The following is a 19,175-nucleotide window of genomic DNA, read 5'->3' on the forward strand; positions in this document are numbered from 1 at the left end:
AGAGAAGTGGAACAATTTCTACAACGATATATCTATTCATGGCGTTTAAATGGTTGGCTTATCCACGATATTTTTTTCTGCATCGTGCTAGGTACGGGACTTCTACTATTTTTGTTTATCGTCATGAAACGAAAACGACTCGTTATTTCTAGCATTTTGCTCATTGCCTTTTTATTCGTCAGTAATCTATTAATGATTGTTTTTGGCTTAGCGGGGAGAGGCTTTCCCATTAAATCCGATTCGCCGATTTATACAGATGATTCACAAAGCATTGCTGTTCAAATGGTGCAAGGCTCAGAAAATAATGGGACATCGAATGGAATTACGCATTTAATCGCACATCATCTCCTAGTAGCTGTGAATTTACAAACAGGTGAAAAGCAATGGATAAAATCAGCTTCCTATAAAGAAACACTGCTTGGGGAATTTATGGGGGGTGTTCTTGTCCATCATCGTGATGATGAGTTTGGTCAATTATCCTTGGTAGATATGGAAACAGGCAAAGAACTACTTTCTGAAAAAGATTTTCGAACGCAACATCCGTCATTAATAGCGATATTGAGCAATAATGCACATCAAATGGCTGTCCTAGAGAACCATTTATATTTGGAAGGGGTCGATGGCAAATTCTATCGCTTTGATGGTAAAACATTAAGTGAGGATGCGAAGGCTCAAGATTACCTATCTGCCCGTTTTTTCATCGAGACAGAGTTGCCGGGCTATTTTGCTACACATCCACAGCCTGTAGAGGATTATCAGGCCATTCGCGATTTTAGTCAAGTTGTCCTAACCGAGCCAGCCATTCAAGCCTATGAAAATTTACAACCAAAAGTGGTGGATGTAGATATCATAGAAAAAACGGCTCTTGTTTCATATCGACAAACACAGCGAGAAAGTGCTGAACACATGTTATTGCTCTATGATATGAACAAACATCAGGTATTGTGGGAACGCAATATTGGCATCATTAATTCCCAACAACAACAGCCCACTGTTCGGACATTAGAGAATAGCTACGTCATTCAAGCTGGTGATAGATTACTAGTATTCGATAAAGAAACGAAAAAGAGGTCTGTTCACTATCATCTACGTTGGAATCGTCCTATTGATGAGTGAAATCTACTGGAAAAATCGTTCTTTTTTTGATTCGCCAAAAAAGGAGTATAATTTAATAGGAAGAAACTCTTTTTAAAAGGACGGCGTGCAAATATGAATGAACAATTAGTAGATTGGATTATACGCTTTCAAAGGGATAAGGATATTGAAGCACTGGCCCATTTAAAAGATTATTGTTATGAGATGATCGAACCTTTGATGGAAGAATTTACGATGAAGTATGGCGAAGAAGCAGGCGAGTTATTACGCCTAAAGTGGGATAAACGATTTTATTTTATATTTACAAAATATCAAGTGAATGTAGGACTACCTCTAGAGACATTTGTAAAAAATACGTATCGTTTTTATTTCATGCAGGTGTTACAAAAGGCTGGTTATAAGTGATCGAAAAAACCCTTCATTTGGGAACTGACTATCGTTTTTGAGACAGTCAATCCCATAATGAAGGGTATTTATTTTGTCTTTATACTCTTATAAGTAACTGATAATAAAGTTTTTTATAAATAAATGCGTTTAGATGAATTGGCTATGTTCAATTCTTTACGATATTTTGAAACTGTGCGTCGTGAAATTCGAATACCCTCAGTTTCTAATTTTTCAGTTAGTTGTTGATCTGATAAAGGAGTTTTTCTATTCTCATTTTCTACTAATTCTTTAATGCGACTTTTTATATAGGACACAGAATCAAGCTTTCCTGAATCGTTGATAATTCCTTTTGTAAATAAAGACTGGAGTGCAAAGATTCCATGTGGTGTACGGATAAATTTATTTTTAACCGCACGACTTATGGTGGATTCATGCATATTTAATGCTTGTGCAACATCTTTTAAACGCATAGGAGATAAGGCTTTTATTCCAAGTTCAAAGAATGAAGCTTGTAAATCAAGAAGTAATCGTGTCAGGCTGTATAAAGTTTTATCACGTTGAGCTATTCCTTGCGTTAAAGCTATAATATCGTTCATGCATTGTTGGTAATAGGCATAATCTTCAACGGACTCTTTTAATAGATCTACGTAATCTTGATTAATTTCTATTTTAGGTAAAAACCGATTATTTAGTTCTATTATCCATTCCCCATTTAATTTGCTAATGATTATATCAGGTATAATATACGCGCTAGTAGCATTATTATCCAATGAAGCTGGGATGGGTTTTAGGTTTCTTATATATAGAATTGTTCGTTGAGTTTCTTCTATTGAAATGTCGTAAGTTGTACTTAATAATTTAATTGATAAATTAGCTACTTGTTCTAAATGATGTTGAATGAATGGAGCTGCAAATGGTGGGGCTTCTATATCATTGTAAATTTGAATTAATAAATACTCTTTCATATTTCTAACGCCAACGCCAAGAGGTTCGAATGTTTGTAATAGATCCAACATTGTATTTATATGGTCTAAAGAGATGTTAAATGATTTAGCAACTTTGGATAAATCTACATTTAAAAATAGATGTTCATCGAGGTTATGTATGAAATATTTTAAAATTTCTCTGTCATGTGGTGTAAGATTTAGATGTAAAGGTATTTGATCGAGTAGTTGGGTAATATATGAATGTTGCTGTGTTAATCGAGTTTGAATGAAATCATACTGTTGCTTTTGCTTAGGTTGAATACCTTTTATGGACATTGTGGCAAGGTCTACAATATCCTTTGTGTGATTCATGTTTTTTTCAATGACAGTTAATAGTGGATTTTCATTTGATTTCTCATAAATATGTTGTTCTAATTCGGAGCTGGAGTATTGTAGTAGTTCCAATTGATGAATGAGTTCAGTTGTCAACGTTTGAGTAATTTGTTGTGAGACGTTTAAATTCATTTTCAAGGGAATCACCTCATTTTCTCTATGTAATGTTATTATTATCTAATCTACATATTTTGTCTATAATGGATCAGATATTTAGTAAAAAAACATAATGCTTAAAGGTAAATAGTTCTTACAATGAGTAGCAAAGCAGATAAAGATCAATGACGTTGTTGAATGAGATAAACTTCTTATTTAGAGGATGTTATAGAATATAGACATAGTTATAAATGTTAGCTACAGGAATGCCCCATTTAAAGTTAGATTTTCCTTTAACTTTTATGGGGCAATTCAATTTTGCATGGCATTTCTCATGCTCTATAATCCTAACTTGAAGAAAATTATAAAGGTAAGATGTAACTTTTGGCGAATTAAAAAAGATAAGATAATTAAATTAAACTTCCGTAAAAGGTGTAATTTTCATGAAACCTAATCTATTAACTATTTTACGGACTATTACGAGCTATTTTCACTATAAACAATTTGGCTATATTACTTTTTCGATTTTTGTGGGGGGAATATCATGTTGAATGCCGAAAAATTAGTGCAATCTATGCTGGATGCATTTGGTGAACTATTACAATTGGAAATGGCCTATTTCACTTCGAATGGTGAAGTTTTTATAGCAACGGAAGAATATAGAAAGCAAAAAGGGATTCAGGTACACCTTCCGTTCTTTCAGAAGTATTATTCTAAATCTGTTCAATATTTACAAAAACCTGGTCAAATGAAAGTGTGTTCTGGTTGTAGGTTCCAAAATAACTGTCCATCTAAAGTGGAAATGCTAATGAATTTAGTAAAAGGAGATCGTCACTTCGGATATTTGACATTTGTCAGTTTTACAGATGAGGGGGAGAAAAAATTTTCATCTGAGCCGAAGGAATATCAGTATTGGTTAGCTCGGTTGGGAGATATGATTATTAATGCCTTGAACAACGAAGGATCCTATTTATTGCTTGAAAATAAAAAAGGATTTGATACGAAATATGTATTAGGCAACGCACCTCACTTACAACTTATAAAGAGTAAGTTAAGTAGTATTGCGAATAGCCCATCTTCAATTGTCATAACAGGAGAGACGGGAACAGGGAAAAGTTTATTAGCGAAATATATTCATTCAAATAGCATTACACACAAAGGGAAATTTATAGAGTTGAATTGTGCAAGCATTCCAGAAAACTTGTTTGAAAGCGAGTTGTTTGGCTATGATGAAGGGGCGTTTACAGGGGCTAGAAGAAAAGGGAAAATGGGCTATTTTGAAGTAGCAGATAAAGGTACTTTATTCCTCGATGAAATTACAGAATTACCATTACATTTACAAGCGAAGCTATTAACAGTTTTGCAAGATGGGCTTATTTATAGAGTCGGAGCAATTGAGCCTAGAAAAGTAAATGTAAGGATTATTGCTGCGACAAATAAACCTTTAGAAGATATGGTGAGAAAAGGTGAGTTTCGTTCGGATTTATATTATCGACTAAATGTGATCCCTTTAACATTACCTCCTTTAAAAGAAAGAACAGATGAAATTGAATATTTGATTGTAAAATTACTTGAAAAGATTCAGCATAAAACAGGGAAATTTATTAAAGATTTTTCGCAGGAATTTTTGGAGGAATTGAAATCATACTCTTGGCCAGGAAACATAAGAGAGTTAGAAAATGTATTAGAGTACAGTATGGTAATGGAAAATTCCCTACAATTAACAAGGGAAAGCTTACCGAAATATATCATCGAGAATAATCAAGCACAAAATCTTTATAGCAATTCTAATCTATTGAAAGATACGGAAATGGAGGTCATCTACCAAATGCTCTCTATATATGGAAATGACACTGCTGGAAAAGAACGTGTTGCTGAAGAATTAGGCATAAGTACAAGAACGCTTTATAGAAAACTAAAAAGTGTAAATTTATAGTATAAGTTTGACACAAATACCTTGCTTTTAGAGATTTTTAAATTTCTCACCTCCTTAAGGGGAATTTAAAATGAACTTTCTAGGTATTTGTGTTTTTTTATGGCTAATTTTAATGACAAAAGTGACAACGGAATTGACAAAAATGGCAAAAAGGAAATTTAGTATATTTTTGAATCTTTTACTATACACATTTTGAAAATCCTTTAACATCAGAACTTTCTGACATTTCGTAGATTAAAATTGTAAATGGATTTGTGTTTCTACACTTGGCACGTATTTTGCTAGATATATAGTAAGCAAAGGGAAGGAGGAAGATTTATTTGGTAGATTATTTTGAATTGGAAGGTAAAGTGGCTGTGATTACAGGAGGGGCCTCAGGGATTGGCCTTGCAACAGCTAAATTATTAAGTGAGTTGGGAACTAAAACTGTGATTTTAGATATTGATCAACAAAAAGGTAAGGATACTGAAAAAAGCTTTCAAGAAGCTGGTTTAGATGTTGAGTTTTTTAAATGTGATGTAACGAATACACAAGATTGCAAAAGTGTGGCTGATTCTATACAGGAGAGATACGGAAAAGTAGATGTACTTTTTAATAATGCAGGCATTATCCGTAGAAAAACAGTGGTGGATTTAGAGGAAGCGGATTGGGATGCTGTTATTAATGTTTCTCTAAAAGGGGTCTATCTACTTTCGAAATACTTAATCCCACTCATGAGAGGAAATGGTGGCAGTATCATTAATACTGGTTCTGGGTGGGGAATCAAGGGTGGAGACAAAGCTGCATCTTACTGTGCTGCAAAAGCAGGGGTTGTAAATTTAACAAAGGCTATGGCTATTGATCATGGTCCAGAAAATATTCGCGTAAATTGCATTTGTCCTGGAGATACAGATACGCCATTACTTCGTGGAGAAGCAAAACAATTAAATATAGATGAATCAAGTTTCTTACGTAGTTCAGCTATTGATAGACCGTTAGCAAGATTAGGAACACCTGAAGATATTGCTAAAGGGGTACTATTCCTTGCAAGTAATTTATCTGCTTGGGTTACAGGAACGACATTAACAGTTGATGGTGGCGGCTTAGCCTAAAAATAATTATAGAGGGAGGCAAATTAAATGAGTAAAAAGGTCCATCCATATATCCCTAATATGGTATCTGAGGTAAAGCAAGAAATGTTAGATGAAATTGGTGTTCACTCCGTTGAGGAGCTTTATTCGTGTATTCCGGAGGATTTACATTTTAAAGGTACCATGAATATTCCAAAAGCTTTGAATGAATTAGAGTTACGACGCCATATTGAGGGTCTTTTAAATAAAAATGTAAGTACCAATGAATATATTAATTTTCTAGGAGCTGGTTGCTGGCAACACTTCATACCAGCCGTATGTGATGAAGTGAATCAACGTGCAGAATTTTTAACAGCTTATGCAGGAGAGCCTTATGAGGATCATGGACGCTTTCAAGCATTATTTGAATATCAAAGCTTAATGGCGGAGCTTGTGGATATGGAAGTAGTGAATGTTCCTACATTCGATTGGGCCCAAGCTGCATCTACATCAATTCGTATGGCGAGTCGGATTACAAAGCGTACGAAAATATTACTTGCTAATACACTTTCTCCTGAACGCAGAAAAGTTATTACAAACTATGGTACACCACAGTTATCATTTGAAGGAATAAAATTCAATCTTAATACAGGATTAATGGACTTAGCCGATTTAGAAGCAAAGTTGTCAAACGAAGTTGCAGCTATTTACTTTGAAAATCCATCCTATTTAGGTTTTATCGAGTCGCAAGGTCAGGAAATTTCACAACTTGCTAAAAAATATGGGGTACTTATGATAGTAGGAGTTGATCCAAGTTCTCTAGGGGTATTGGCACCACCAAGTCAATATGGAGCGGATATCGTCTGTGGAGATCTTCAACCATTAGGTATGCACATGAATTATAGTGGAGGGCAAGCTGGATTTATTGCAACATATAATGATCCAAAATTTGTTAATGAATATCCATCACGATTGTTCGGTATTATTCCGACTGTAAAGAAAGGTGAATATGGTTTTGGTGACATTGCCTATGATCGTACGTCCTTTGCAGATAGAGAAAACGGTAAGGAGTCTGTAGGCACACAAACAGCTCTTTGGGGGATTACAGCAGGTGTGTATTTATCATTAATGGGACCAAATGGCATGTACGAGTTAGGTCAAGCCATTATGCAAAACAGTCAGTATGCAGTAATGCAATTGAATTCTATTAACAATATTCGGGGTTCAAGAATTACCTCTCCATTTTTCAAAGAGTTCATTATAGATTTTAACGATACAGGATTAACAGTAGAAGAAATAAATTCACGATTACTTGAGCAAAAAATCTTCGGTGGTAAAGACTTATCGTTGGAATTTCCTGAATACGGTCAAGCAGCACTTTATTGTGTAACTGAAGTTCACACTAAAGAGGATATTGATAAGTTAATCAATGCTTTAGCTACAATTGTTGGATATTAAATAGGAAGAAAGGAGTTTTAACGTGGATAAGATTCTAAGAGAGAATGTAAATAAAGATTTTCATCAAGCTAAATGGAATGAACCTATCATTTTTGAGTTACATCAATCAGGAGAAGTTGGAGTAGAAGTTCCGCAACCTTCAAATGAGATTGTAGAAGCAGTCGGTGATGGTGTTTCATCCTTACCTCAGAAAATGAAAAGAGTAAATAAACCAAATTTACCAGAAATAGGACAAGCGCGGGTGTTACGACATTATGTAAGACTATCGCAAGAAACATTAGGCTCTGATTTTAATGTTGAAATTGGACAAGGCACTTGTACGATGAAGTATATTCCAAAAATTAATGAATTGCTTATTCGTAATCCTAAAATAATGGAATTACATCCTTTACAAGAGGGTAGTACTGTCCAAGGAATGCTAGAAATTATTCACAATTTGGACTTAGCGATGCGTGAAATTTCGGGGATGGATTGTTTCTCTTTCCAACCAAGTGGTGGTACACAAGCGTTGTTTGCGATGGCATCGATTGTACGCAAATATTTTGAAGTAAAAGGTGAAGCAGATCAACGTAATGAAATTATTACAACCATCTTCTCACACCCTTCTCAAGCAGCAACCGCAGTAGTAAAAGGTTATAAAATAATAACTATTCATCCAGATAAAAATGGTTTTCCGGATATTAATAAATTGAAAGAAGTTGTATCCGAAAGAACAGCTGGTTTTGTTGTAGCTAACCCTGAAGATACAGGGATTTATAATTCTAAAATTAAAGAATTTACGAAAATAGTGCATGATGTTGGTGGAATTTGTTACTACGATCAGGCAAATGCCAATGGACTGTTAGGAATCACACGTGCAAGAGAAGCAGGTTTTGACATGTGTTTTTTCAATCTACACAAAACATTTGCAGCACCTCACATGTGTGGAGGGCCAGCAACAGGGGCTCTTGGGGTCACAGAAGAACTAAAGCCTTATTTGCCAGGTCCAATTGTTGAGAAAGAGGGAGACCAATATGTGTTAAATGATCAATTAGAGCATTCGATTGGAAAAGTACGATTATTCCATGGGGTAGCTCAAACGATTTTGCGTTCTTATGCTTGGATTAGAGCATTAGGCACAGATGGACTTAAAGCTGTGGCAGAAACAGCCGTATTAAATAACAATTATCTGTATAGTAAAGTATCAAAAATTCGTGGTGTAAGTGTGCCGTATATACAAGGGCAAAGATTAGAGCAAGTTCGTTATAGTTGGGAGCAGTTGGAGAAAGAAACAGGTGTTACAACAGAGGATGTACAGCGCCGAATGACTGACTTTGGTTTACATTACTGGACTAGTCATCATCCTTATATTGTTCCACAACCATTTACACTTGAACCAACAGAATCTTATTCTAAGGCAGATTTAGATGAATATATTCAAGCGCTTGAGCAGATTTCTAAAGAAGCATACGAAACGCCAGAAATTGTTAAAGCAGCACCGCAAAATAGCACAATTCATCAGTTAATTGAAGCAGACTATTTAGATGAGCCTTCTAAATGGTGTATTTCATGGAGGGTATATCTACAAAAGGTGAAAAATAAAAAAGAATTAATTAATAACCATTAGGGAGGTGTTTGAATGAGAACCAATCATAGAAGTTTAAAAAATAAGAGAGTAGTTATTACAGGAGGTGCTAGTGGTATAGGATTAGCCACAGCACAACGTTTTATAGAAGAAGAATCGATAGTGGCTATTTTAGATATTAATAAAGAGGGTATTGAACAGTCGATAAAAGAAAATCCCGGAATTGCTAAAGGCTATGTAGTAGATGTTAGTAATCCTGAAAATGTAAACGCTGTTTTTGAGAATATAAAAAGAGATTTAGGTGGTGTAGATGTTTTTATTGCGAATGCAGGTATTAGCATTCGCAATAAGTTTCTTGATATTAGTCCTGAACAATGGAGTAAAGTATTAAACATTAATCTTAACGGGGTATTTTATACTTCACAAGCAGCCGCAAAAATTATGGTGGAGCAGGGCAAGGGTGTCATACTTATGACAGCGTCTACAAATGGAGTGACAGGACATCCATTCTATGCTGACTACAATGCTTCCAAAGCAGGGGTTAATCTTTTAGCACGAACAATGGCATTGGAGCTTGCTCCAAATATCCGAGTTAATACGATATGCCCTGGATACGTACTAACCCCTATGCAAATGGCTGAGTATACCCCAGATATGTTGGAAGTTGTAAATGAAGGTATCCCTCTGAAACGACATGCAGATCCTAAGGAAGTCGGAGCATTATACGCTTTCCTTGCTTCGGATGATTCATCTTATATTACCGGACAAACAATTGCTATTGATGGTGGAGAACTAGCTTAATTAAATGGAGGGGTTATTTGATGAAGAAAAATAGATTCTATTTATTATTGGTGTTGGTTATTTCGCTAATGGCGGCATGTTCGGAAAATAAAACAAATACACAAGTTCCAGCTACTGCGGATGCAAAAAGTGAGGATCAGGATAAAAGTGTAACAACAGAAATGAAATTGGTTAAGGATGGTAAGTTAACATTTGCAATGAGTGGTTTACTAAAACCATTAAATTATAAGGAAAATCAAGAATTAGTAGGCTTTGATGTTGAAATAGGGAAAGAAATTTCAAAAAGGATTGGGCTTGAAGCAAATCCTGTAACAAATCCATGGGAAACAATTATTCAAGGGTTACGAGGTAATAAATATGATGCCATTATTGGCAGTATGACAGCTACTGAGGAAAGGTCTAAACAGGTCGACTTTTCAATCCCTTATTATGTTTCAGGTGCTACAGTATTTATCTCGAGTGAAAATAAGGAGATTAAAACGGTAGAAGATTTAAAGGGGAAAACGATAGGCGTGATGCAAGCTAGTACGTATGTTGAAGATGCAAAGAAATATACAGATAAAATCAAAGAATTCCCTAGTGAAATCTATGCATTACAGGATCTTCCACCAGGTCGGCTAGATGCAGTAATTACTGATAGAATTGTAGGTATTTCAGCAATGCAAGAATCAGGATTGAAGATTCAAGCCCTAGGAGAGGTCATTAAAAGAGAAGAAATTGCAGTGGCGATTAATAAAGATAATGAAGTTTTATTAGAAGCGATTAATAAGGCGATTGAAGAGATGGTTAAGGATGGAACGTATAAAGAAATAAGTATGAAATGGTTTGGGAAAGACTTGTTAGAATAACTGTTAAAAATAGTGTGCCTAGTATGCTAAAGACGTACTAGGCATAGCTATTAATTGTTCTAAAATATTAAAATTGTAGACTAAATAGATTGAAAATTCTTTCTATTTTACTTCCCACCAAAATCTAATTTTATTAATAAATTTTAGCTATCTATAGGAGTGTTTGTCTTTTACGTCCACATACTTAAAAGAGGTTAGGTGATTAATATGGATTTTCTCACAAATGTAACATCAATATTTCAAAAGCATGGCATTGAGTTTTTAAAAGCGACAGTTTTAACGATTGAATTAACCATTGTTTCTTTATTTATTGCTTGTGTGATTGGGTTAGTGTTTGCCTTCTTCAAAGTATCCAATATAAAAATCTTGGAAAGTATTGCTAACGGCTACATTTTTGTTGTTCGAGGTATGCCATTAATAGTACAACTTATGTTCTTGTATTACGGTATTTCTAGTATTTTCACTTTATCAGACTTTGCAGCAGGATCCATTGCGCTCGGAATTCATTCAGGAGCATATATTGCAGAAATTTTTCGTGGATCCATTCAATCTATTGATAAAGGCCAAATGGAGGCTGGTCGATCATTAGGAATGACATATTTTAAAACAATGAGAAGAATTATTTTACCACAGAGTTTTAAAAGAGCTATTCCAGCATTGGCTAATCAATTTATCATAGGGTTAAAAGATTCGTCTTTAGTAGCTTATATCGCAGTATCAGAATTGTTTAACCATGCACTGTCAACTCAAGCATACAACTATATGCCTCTTGAAACATACTTTGTTGTGGGAATTTACTATTTAATTTTAGTCTTATTATTCACGCTGTTATTTAATAAACTTGAAAGTCGACTGGATGTTGGAAGGAGGAAAAAACGTGATAAAGTTGAAATCGCTTTCTAAATCATTTGGTGACTTAGAGGTTTTAAAAGGTATAAATCTTGAAATTAATAAATCAGAAGTGGTTGTTCTAATAGGGGCTAGTGGATCAGGGAAGAGCACTTTATTACGATGTATGAATTTTTTGGAGATATTAGATTCAGGTACGATAAGCATTAATGATGAGATTATTGATGTAAAAAGAACTAATTTAAATCATGTAAGAGAAAATATGGGGATGGTATTTCAACATTTTAATTTATTTCCCCATTTAAGTGTTTTACAAAATGTAATAGAAGCACCAATTCAGGTGAAAAGGCAAAGTAAAGAGGAAGCGATTAAATTTGCTATGAATTTGTTAACACGAGTAGGTCTTGCTGATAAAGCCAATTACTATCCTGAACAACTATCTGGTGGTCAAAAACAACGAGTTGCTATTGCTAGAGCACTGGCAATGAATCCAAGTGTTATGTTATTTGATGAACCAACATCAGCATTGGATCCTGAGTTGGTAGGAGAAGTCTTAGAAACGATGAAAAACCTTGCTAAAGACGGAATGACGATGGTCGTCGTAACCCATGAAATGGGCTTTGCTAAGGAAGTTGCGGATAGGGTGATTATGTTAGCAGATGGCAAAATTATTGAAGAGGGCTCTCCAGTAGAAATTTTTAAAGCGCCAAAACAAGAAAGAACGATTAAGTTTTTGCAACAAGTTTTATAATTATTATCTTTAATTAGGGGATGATGAGAGATGTTAAAAACGTATGAAGAAGTATTAAAGGTTACGAACGAACTTGTAAATATTGAAAGCATTGTTAATACTGAAGGAGAAATTAACATATCAAAGTCATTGGCTAAAACAATTTCTAATTTACCTTATTTCCTGAAAAATCCTAAATATGTGTTTACTTCACGAACAATAGATGATGAGGTTGAAAGGTACAATGTGTTTGCATTTGTAAAAGGTACTAAAGGAGATAGTAATAAAACGGTTGTGCTAATGGGACATACAGATACGGTGGGTATCGATGATTATAATAGTTTGAAAGAGAAGGCTTGTTTACCTAATGAACTTCATGAAGCGTTAAAGGGTGAAAAAGTTCCGCCGTTGGTTCGAGAGCATTTAGAATCAAATGAATGGTTATTTGGAAGAGGAACACTTGATATGAAGAGCGGTGTTGCAAGCCATTATTATCTATTAAAATATTATTCTGAACACCCAGAGGAACTGAATGGAAATATCGTATTTTTTGCTGAATGCGATGAAGAGGATAGTTCTCATGGAGTATTGTCTGGTTTAAATGATTTAAAAATGTTAAAAGTAGAGCATGGATTTGATTACGCGGCATTAATTAACTCCGATTTCGTTGCTCCTAAGTATGAGGGGGATGAAAGTAGATATATATATAAAGGTAGCGTTGGTAAGCTACTCCCTTCTTTTTATATAACTGGGGTGGAAAGCCATGTAGGCTCTAGTTTTGAAGGAATCGACCCTAACTATATTGCTGCGGAGTTAACTAGACAAATTGCATATAACCCAGAGTTATGTGATAAATCGTTAGGAGAAACACCGATGCCACCTGTAAGTTTGAAGCAAACTGATTTTAAAGAGACTTATACAGTTCAGACAGCTCTTGCTTCATATGTATATTATAATTTCTTTGTGCAATCATGGTCACCTAAAGATGTGTTAGAAAAGCTAAAAGTCCATGCTGAAATTGCATTTAATAATGCAATAGCTAATTTAAATAATCATTATAAGAGATATTGCGAAATTAGTGGGCAGGAATATACAAAATTGCCATGGAAGACGAGGGTATTATTCTATGAAGAATTAGAACAATCAATTATTGTTGAATATGGGGACAATTACAAAGAGCATATAAAAAATTTTAAACACGAATTATTAAAAAATAAAGAGTTAGATGTACGCATGTTTTCTGCAAAAGTGGTAGAAGAAGTTTGGAAGTGGACCAAGGATAAGAGTCCTGCAATCATTATTTTTTATTCTTCATTGTACTCACCATGTGTAGAAGTAACTGGTAAAAATGAAAAAGAAAAAAATTTACTAACCGCTTTAGATTATGCAGTAGAAAAAGTTCAACCATATTATGATAAGCCTATTGTACAGAAAAATTATTTCCCTCATATTTGTGATATGAGTTGCGTGGCTATAAATGTCGATGAAGATAGTGTGAATTCAGTTGTTAACAATAACCCTAGCTGGAGAACTAAACATTATGTAAATTATGATGCCATTAGAGAACTAAATATCCCTGCAATCAATATTGGACCATATGGATATGATGCACATAATAGATATGAAAGAACAGAATTGAAATACACTATGGAAATAATGCCTAATTTAACAAAGCTAGTAATAGATAAATTACTTGAAAATTAAAGAGTTAATATTCATTTAAAGTAGCATCATGAACATGCAAACATGCAAAGGAGATAACTGCTGTGATGAATTAATATGACCTTCAATGACCAGTTCTACATGCATCCGTTTTAGTGATTATAGAACGTTTCGGATCTAAGCGAGGGTTAGGTCAGAAACATCTCGATTGGGGGATGATTAATCGTGCCATTACGGGACGTCATTCCTTTTTTACTTCTTGTTGATAATACAAATTATAGAGTCTCAATTTATATGCAAGGTAACTTTTTCTGACAGATGATGTGACTGAAGAAGTGTACCTAAGATAAAAAAATGTAGACGCAATAATTTTTAAACTCTAATTTATTCTCATACTTGTTTGGCGGGGCTTTTGCTTATCTAATTTTTTTCTTCTATATAATAACTTATTTTTGTTCACATAAAAAACACCTTCACGTTGATTGTTCGGGATGCTTATCCCCTTATTTCAACGTAAGGTGTTTTCATTTGTATCAGTTTTTAGATTAGTGCATGGTAAAAAAACAAATCAAGGATTATTTATAGAGTAGATCTTCTGCTAAATGAGTAAACACTTCACCGATTATCGACACTTCATCATAGACCGAGGAACCTGTATTTTCCTCAGGTTGAGCAAAAGGAATTTGAGCGATTACATCTGTCTGTAATAAATCTGCTAATTGTTCGGCTCCACCTTGTCCAAATAGATAGTTTTTTTGACCGTCAGCGCCTTCAAAATAGGCCATGTTTTCAACAACACCAAGAATCCTGTGTTTCGTATGTTGCGCCATCAAGCCTGCACGAGATGCAACATGAGAAGCGGCAAGATGCGGTGTTGTCACGATGATTTCTTGGGCTTGTGGAATCATCGCAGCCATATCAATTGCAACATCTCCTGTACCAGGTGGTAAATCGATGAGGAGGTAATCTAAATCTCCCCATAGCGTGTTGACAAGGAAATTGCGAATCCACTTATTGAGCATAGGACCACGCCACATAACAGGCTGGTTGTCATTTGTAAAAAAGCCCATCGACATTATTTTTACGCCGTGACGTTCTACTGGAATCGCCGTTTGATCAAGCATGGTAGGCTTTTGATCAATCTTCATCATGGCAGGGATGCTGAAACCATAAATATCAGCATCTAAAATACCTACACGTTTGCCAAGACGAGCAAGTGCAACCGCTAAATTAATGGTCACCGTAGACTTTCCAACACCGCCTTTACCACTTGTAATGGCAATGAATTGAACACCAGAATTAGGCAGTAGCATGTTTGGCATTCCTTGATCAGTCACATTCTTTGCCTGTAGAGAGGCGGTTAAAGTGCGGCGCTCCTGATCTGTCATAGAGCCAAAGCTAATGGTAACAGTGGAGGCACCAAGCGCTTGTATGGCCTCCTCCACATCTTGCTGTATTTTCGCCTTTAACGGACATCCTGGTATGGTCAAAATAATATCCAGCGCTATATGGTTGTCATGTATATGAATGTTTCGCACCATATTCAAATCTACAATACTCTGATGTAGCTCAGGATCATTTACCTGTTTCAATGCGTTTACAACATTTTCTTTTGTTAACATTTAGGAACCACCTTATTCTTTTAAGCCTTTGCCGAGTCCCTTTAAGAAATGAACCCCAAAATTGAGCGCACGATTGACATCTGGATCGTTTATCATTTTCATGAGCTTAAAGGCACTGACCTTTTCATTAGATTCAAGTGCTTTACTTGCTTCATCTACGCCTGTATTTAAGCCTTCAATCAGCTTAGTCGTTGTTTCAGGATTGAGCTCCGTCAATGCTCCCGCAACACCCATTAAATTGTTAATGATATTGGTTACAGGCTTACGTGTTAATTGTCCAAGTGCAATATGTGCCACTTCCTCTTTGGCTTCAAGTAGCTTCATTGCTGCTTCTAGTGCACCGATATCATTTAATTCAGCCATAATACTAAACACCTGATTGACGGCTTCTTCATTTTCAGAAAGTAGTTCTTTTAGATTATCTAATTTTTGTTCTTTTAGTTGTTCTTCTGTTAATTGTTGTTTTTTAATGCCTGTAATGGGTACAGCCATGCTCTCACTCTCTTTCGTTTATGGTTGTTAAGTGAACGTAGCCAGGACGATTCCATTTTCGTTGTACCTCAACACCATTTTGAGGATGACGCTTTTTATAGCGTGGGTTTGTGCGAGGAAGTGGTGATTTACCTTTTGCTTTTAGCACTTCTACTCGTACTTTTGTTTGTTTATAAGCTGGTGTTGACGTATTCACATCTGCTGCAGGGCCAGTTAGGAAGTTGATGGCTGAATCTTTGCTAACAGAGTTCATTGGTAAGAATAATTCGTTTCCTTGTACGCGATCTGTAACAAGAGCATTTAGCTTCAAGGCACCATATGGAGACACTAAACGAAGTAGGGCTCCATCTGCAATGCCTCGTTCTTTCGCCAATTCTGGTGATACTTCAACGAAAATTTCAGGTACTTTCGATTGAATACCTTTCGATTTATTTGTTAGATTTCCTTCATGGAAGTGTTCAAGCATACGGCCATTATTAATATGACAATCGTATTGTGCTTCAAACTCAACAGGCTGCACCCAATCATTTAAAGCAAAACGAGCTTTCTTATCAGGGAAGTTAAAGCCATCTTTATATAATAATGGTGTATCTTTACCATCATGGCTACCCCAACAGAAGCTTCCCCAGCCTTCAAGAACATCATAGTTGGCTTGTGAGAAGAGGGGAGACAGGCTCGCCATTTCATCAAAAATGTCGCTTGGGTGATCATAATGCCAATCTGCCCCTAAACGACGAGCAACCGCTTGCAATATTTCCCAATCTGCTTTCGACTCACCAAGTGTTGGTAATACTTGATACAGGCGTTGAACACGACGTTCCGTATTCGTAAATGTACCTTCTTTTTCAAGCGAAGGCGCAGCAGGTAAAATCACATCTGCATATTGTGCTGTGCGTGATAGGAAACAATCTTGGACAACGAAAAAGTCAAGCTGTGAAAGCACCTCATCTACATGGTTGGCATTACAGTCAACAAGTGCCATATCTTCGCCCACTAAATACATCGCTTTCATTTTTCCTTCCATGATCGCATCTAACATTTGCATATTATTTCGACCAGGCTGTGGTTGAATAGGGACACCATAGGCTTTTTCGAATTTTGCACGTGCCTCGTCATCTGTGACTCTTTGATAGCCTGGCAATAGATTTGGAAGTGTCCCCATATCGCAGGCACCTTGCACATTGTTATGGCCGCGAAGTGGGTAGGCACCAGCACCTGGACGACGATAGTTTCCAGTTGCTAAAAGTAAATTTGAAATCGCTGCGGATGTATAGGAGCCACCAGTATTTTGTGTTACACCCATGCCCCAAAGAACACATGTACCATCTGCATCACGAATCATTTCAGCTACTTCGATCAATGTTTCCTTACTAATACCAGTCATTTCTTGTGCATATTCAAGTGTATAGGTTGCAAGTACTTGTTTAAAATCATCATAATGAAGGACGTTTTCTTGAATAAACGCTTCATCATGCCAACCTTGATCAATGATATATTTGGTAACAGCCATTAACCAAACTTGGTCAGTACCTTGCTTTGGACGCATAAAGATGTCGGAACGCTCTGCCATTTCATGCTTACGAATATCAGCAACAATTAATTTCTGACCATGTAATTTATGTGCACGTTTCACACGTGTTGCTAAAACAGGATGTCCCTCAGCTGGATTAGCCCCAACAATAATGACAAGTCCAGCCTTAGCAATATCTTTGATCGTACCAGCATCTCCTCCCATGCCAACTGTACGTAATAAACCATCAGTTGCAGGAGATTGGCAATAACGAGAACAATTATCGACATCGTTTGTGCCAAATAATTGACGGGCCATTTTTTGAATTAAGTAATTCTCTTCATTTGTAATTTTAGAAGAGGAGATAAAGCCAACAGAACCTGGACCATATTGTTGTTGAATGCCACTTAGTTTTGTTGCAATTAAATCAAGTGCTTCATCCCACGATGATTCCACAAACTCATTATTTTTACGAATGAGTGGTTTTGTAATACGTTCCTCAGAATTGATAAAATCCCAGCCGAATTTCCCTTTGACACATGTAGAAATCGCATTTACTGGACCATCGGAAGGCTGTACTTTTAAAATTTTACGACCCTTTGTCCAAACTTCGAACGAGCAGCCTACACCACAGAAAGTACATACTGTTTTTGTTTTTTTGGTGCGCTTACTACGCATGGCTGCTTCCACTTCAGAAACGGCAAAAATACCACTATAGCCTGGTTCAACTTCCTTAATCAAACTGATCATCGGATCTAACATATCCTGTTTGAGGCCAGTCATAAATCCAGCCTCTCCAAGCATGGATTTTTCCATTAAGGCATTACATGGACATACGGTTACGCATTGACCACAACTTACACAGGAAGAATCATTGATAGCAACGCCCGTATCCCAAATGACACGTGGTCTTTCTGCTTCCCAATCAAGGGATAATGTTTCATTTACCTGTAGATTCTGACAAACCTCTACGCACTGACCACAAGCGATACATTGGTTAGGATCGTATCGATAAAACGGATGTGACATGTCTACTTCATGAGGTTCCACTTTTGGCTGGTAGGGATATTTTTGATGCTCGATTTCCATCATTTCGGCTGTGTTGTGTAAAGCACAATTGCCATTGTTGTTATCACAAACTGTACAATACAGTAAATGATTTTCGAGTAGACGGTCCATCGCTTCTGTTTGTGCCGCTTTTGCTTTGTCAGAAGTTAGGAATACATTCATGCCGTCTACTGCCTTTGTAGAGCAGGAACGAACTAATTGGCCATTCACTTCTACGATACATGTATCACATGTTTCAATGGGGTCAACAGCGGGCACATGACAAATCTGTGGATGCGGAATGTCATGTTGATTAATGGTATCAAGGATTGTAGCTCCTTCTTTTACTTCATACGGTACGCCATTAATATTAATTTGAGTCAAGGTAACTTCCTCCTTTTGCACTTTGAGACGAATCGGATAACATGGTACAGCTTAAGACAAAAGGGAATAACAAATCGAGTTGGTGATTGTTGAAAAGATTGTCTTGTTATCATTGTAATTCCCAATGGTTCTTGAAGCTACCTCAAAATAGGTAAATTGCTAGATCATAACATGTTATCCATGTCTCGGTTTTGAAAAAATAAAAAAATCCACCATGAAATTACATGTCCGAGACATGCTAATAATTCATGGTGGATAAAATTCTTAGCAGGTCTTGCTAAAAACTCAATCTACTTTTATTTTTTAATTACAATAGAATTCAACTA

The 19,175-nt window shown here is 36.0% G+C and carries 15 protein-coding genes; 11 read left to right on the forward strand and 4 right to left on the reverse strand.

Going from position 1 to position 19,175, the window contains the following annotated elements:
• Positions 1 to 6: 6 nt before the first annotated feature.
• Together AAJG31_RS00230 and AAJG31_RS00235 are read left to right on the forward strand one after the other, a co-directional pair.
• Positions 7 to 1,116, forward strand: a complete 1,110-nt coding sequence (locus AAJG31_RS00230; protein WP_279495286.1) for a PA2928 family protein — start codon at positions 7 to 9, stop codon at positions 1,114 to 1,116.
• Positions 1,117 to 1,209: 93 nt separating this feature from the next.
• Entirely contained in the window at positions 1,210 to 1,500 is a 291-nt protein-coding gene (locus AAJG31_RS00235; protein ID WP_048392436.1) for a hypothetical protein, read from the forward strand.
• Between the two features lie 113 nt (positions 1,501 to 1,613).
• Here the strand turns inward: AAJG31_RS00235 and rpoN are convergent, their stop codons facing one another.
• Complete coding sequence (gene rpoN, locus AAJG31_RS00240; protein WP_279496349.1) at positions 1,614 to 2,933, reverse strand: RNA polymerase factor sigma-54; 1,320 nt, start codon at positions 2,931 to 2,933, stop codon at positions 1,614 to 1,616.
• A 508-nt stretch (positions 2,934 to 3,441) separates the two neighbouring features.
• Here rpoN and AAJG31_RS00245 point away from each other — a divergent pair.
• The 9 genes from AAJG31_RS00245 (at position 3,442) to AAJG31_RS00285 (ending at position 13,836) form a co-directional block, all read left to right on the forward strand.
• Complete coding sequence (locus AAJG31_RS00245; RefSeq protein ID WP_054550437.1) at positions 3,442 to 4,833, forward strand: sigma 54-interacting transcriptional regulator; 1,392 nt, start codon at positions 3,442 to 3,444, stop codon at positions 4,831 to 4,833.
• A 320-nt stretch (positions 4,834 to 5,153) separates the two neighbouring features.
• Positions 5,154 to 5,924, forward strand: a complete 771-nt coding sequence (locus tag AAJG31_RS00250) for an SDR family NAD(P)-dependent oxidoreductase (protein ID WP_279495283.1) — start codon at positions 5,154 to 5,156, stop codon at positions 5,922 to 5,924.
• A 27-nt stretch (positions 5,925 to 5,951) separates the two neighbouring features.
• A complete protein-coding gene (gene gcvPA, locus AAJG31_RS00255) occupies positions 5,952 to 7,340 on the forward strand; it encodes an aminomethyl-transferring glycine dehydrogenase subunit GcvPA (RefSeq protein WP_115673321.1) in 1,389 nt (462 codons plus the stop codon).
• Between the two features lie 22 nt (positions 7,341 to 7,362).
• Positions 7,363 to 8,946: an aminomethyl-transferring glycine dehydrogenase subunit GcvPB gene (gene gcvPB, locus AAJG31_RS00260; protein ID WP_279495281.1), complete on the forward strand. Its 1,584-nt coding sequence runs from the start codon at positions 7,363 to 7,365 to the stop codon at positions 8,944 to 8,946.
• Between the two features lie 12 nt (positions 8,947 to 8,958).
• Positions 8,959 to 9,705, forward strand: coding sequence for an SDR family oxidoreductase (locus tag AAJG31_RS00265; RefSeq protein WP_103118330.1), 747 nt, complete (start codon positions 8,959 to 8,961; stop codon positions 9,703 to 9,705).
• A 20-nt stretch (positions 9,706 to 9,725) separates the two neighbouring features.
• A complete protein-coding gene (locus AAJG31_RS00270; protein ID WP_259419626.1) occupies positions 9,726 to 10,553 on the forward strand; it encodes an ABC transporter substrate-binding protein in 828 nt (275 codons plus the stop codon).
• A gap of 207 nt (positions 10,554 to 10,760) precedes the next feature.
• Positions 10,761 to 11,456 carry an amino acid ABC transporter permease gene (locus tag AAJG31_RS00275; protein ID WP_048392444.1) on the forward strand — a complete coding sequence of 232 codons (696 nt, stop codon included), beginning with the start codon at positions 10,761 to 10,763 and terminating at the stop codon, positions 11,454 to 11,456.
• Positions 11,431 to 12,153: an amino acid ABC transporter ATP-binding protein gene (locus AAJG31_RS00280; RefSeq protein WP_004230601.1), complete on the forward strand. Its 723-nt coding sequence runs from the start codon at positions 11,431 to 11,433 to the stop codon at positions 12,151 to 12,153. Before AAJG31_RS00275 ends, AAJG31_RS00280 begins: the two co-directional genes overlap by 26 nt.
• A gap of 30 nt (positions 12,154 to 12,183) precedes the next feature.
• A complete protein-coding gene (locus AAJG31_RS00285; RefSeq protein ID WP_279495279.1) occupies positions 12,184 to 13,836 on the forward strand; it encodes a M20/M25/M40 family metallo-hydrolase in 1,653 nt (550 codons plus the stop codon).
• A gap of 533 nt (positions 13,837 to 14,369) precedes the next feature.
• Here AAJG31_RS00285 and AAJG31_RS00290 read toward each other — a convergent pair.
• From AAJG31_RS00290 to fdhF, 3 genes are read right to left on the reverse strand one after another with little or no spacing between them, the layout of a single operon-like run.
• On the reverse strand, positions 14,370 to 15,416 hold the full coding sequence (locus tag AAJG31_RS00290) for an Mrp/NBP35 family ATP-binding protein (protein WP_279495278.1): 1,047 nt from the start codon (positions 15,414 to 15,416) through the stop codon (positions 14,370 to 14,372).
• A gap of 12 nt (positions 15,417 to 15,428) precedes the next feature.
• Positions 15,429 to 15,908, reverse strand: coding sequence for a DUF1641 domain-containing protein (locus AAJG31_RS00295; protein WP_048392447.1), 480 nt, complete (start codon positions 15,906 to 15,908; stop codon positions 15,429 to 15,431).
• Positions 15,909 to 15,912: 4 nt separating this feature from the next.
• Entirely contained in the window at positions 15,913 to 18,849 is a 2,937-nt protein-coding gene (gene fdhF / locus AAJG31_RS00300) for a formate dehydrogenase subunit alpha (RefSeq protein ID WP_279495276.1), read from the reverse strand.
• Between the last annotated feature and the right edge of the window lie 326 nt (positions 18,850 to 19,175).

It is taken from the genome of Lysinibacillus sp. BS3, from assembly GCF_039614735.1.
Taxonomy (GTDB): domain Bacteria; phylum Bacillota; class Bacilli; order Bacillales_A; family Planococcaceae; genus Lysinibacillus; species Lysinibacillus capsici.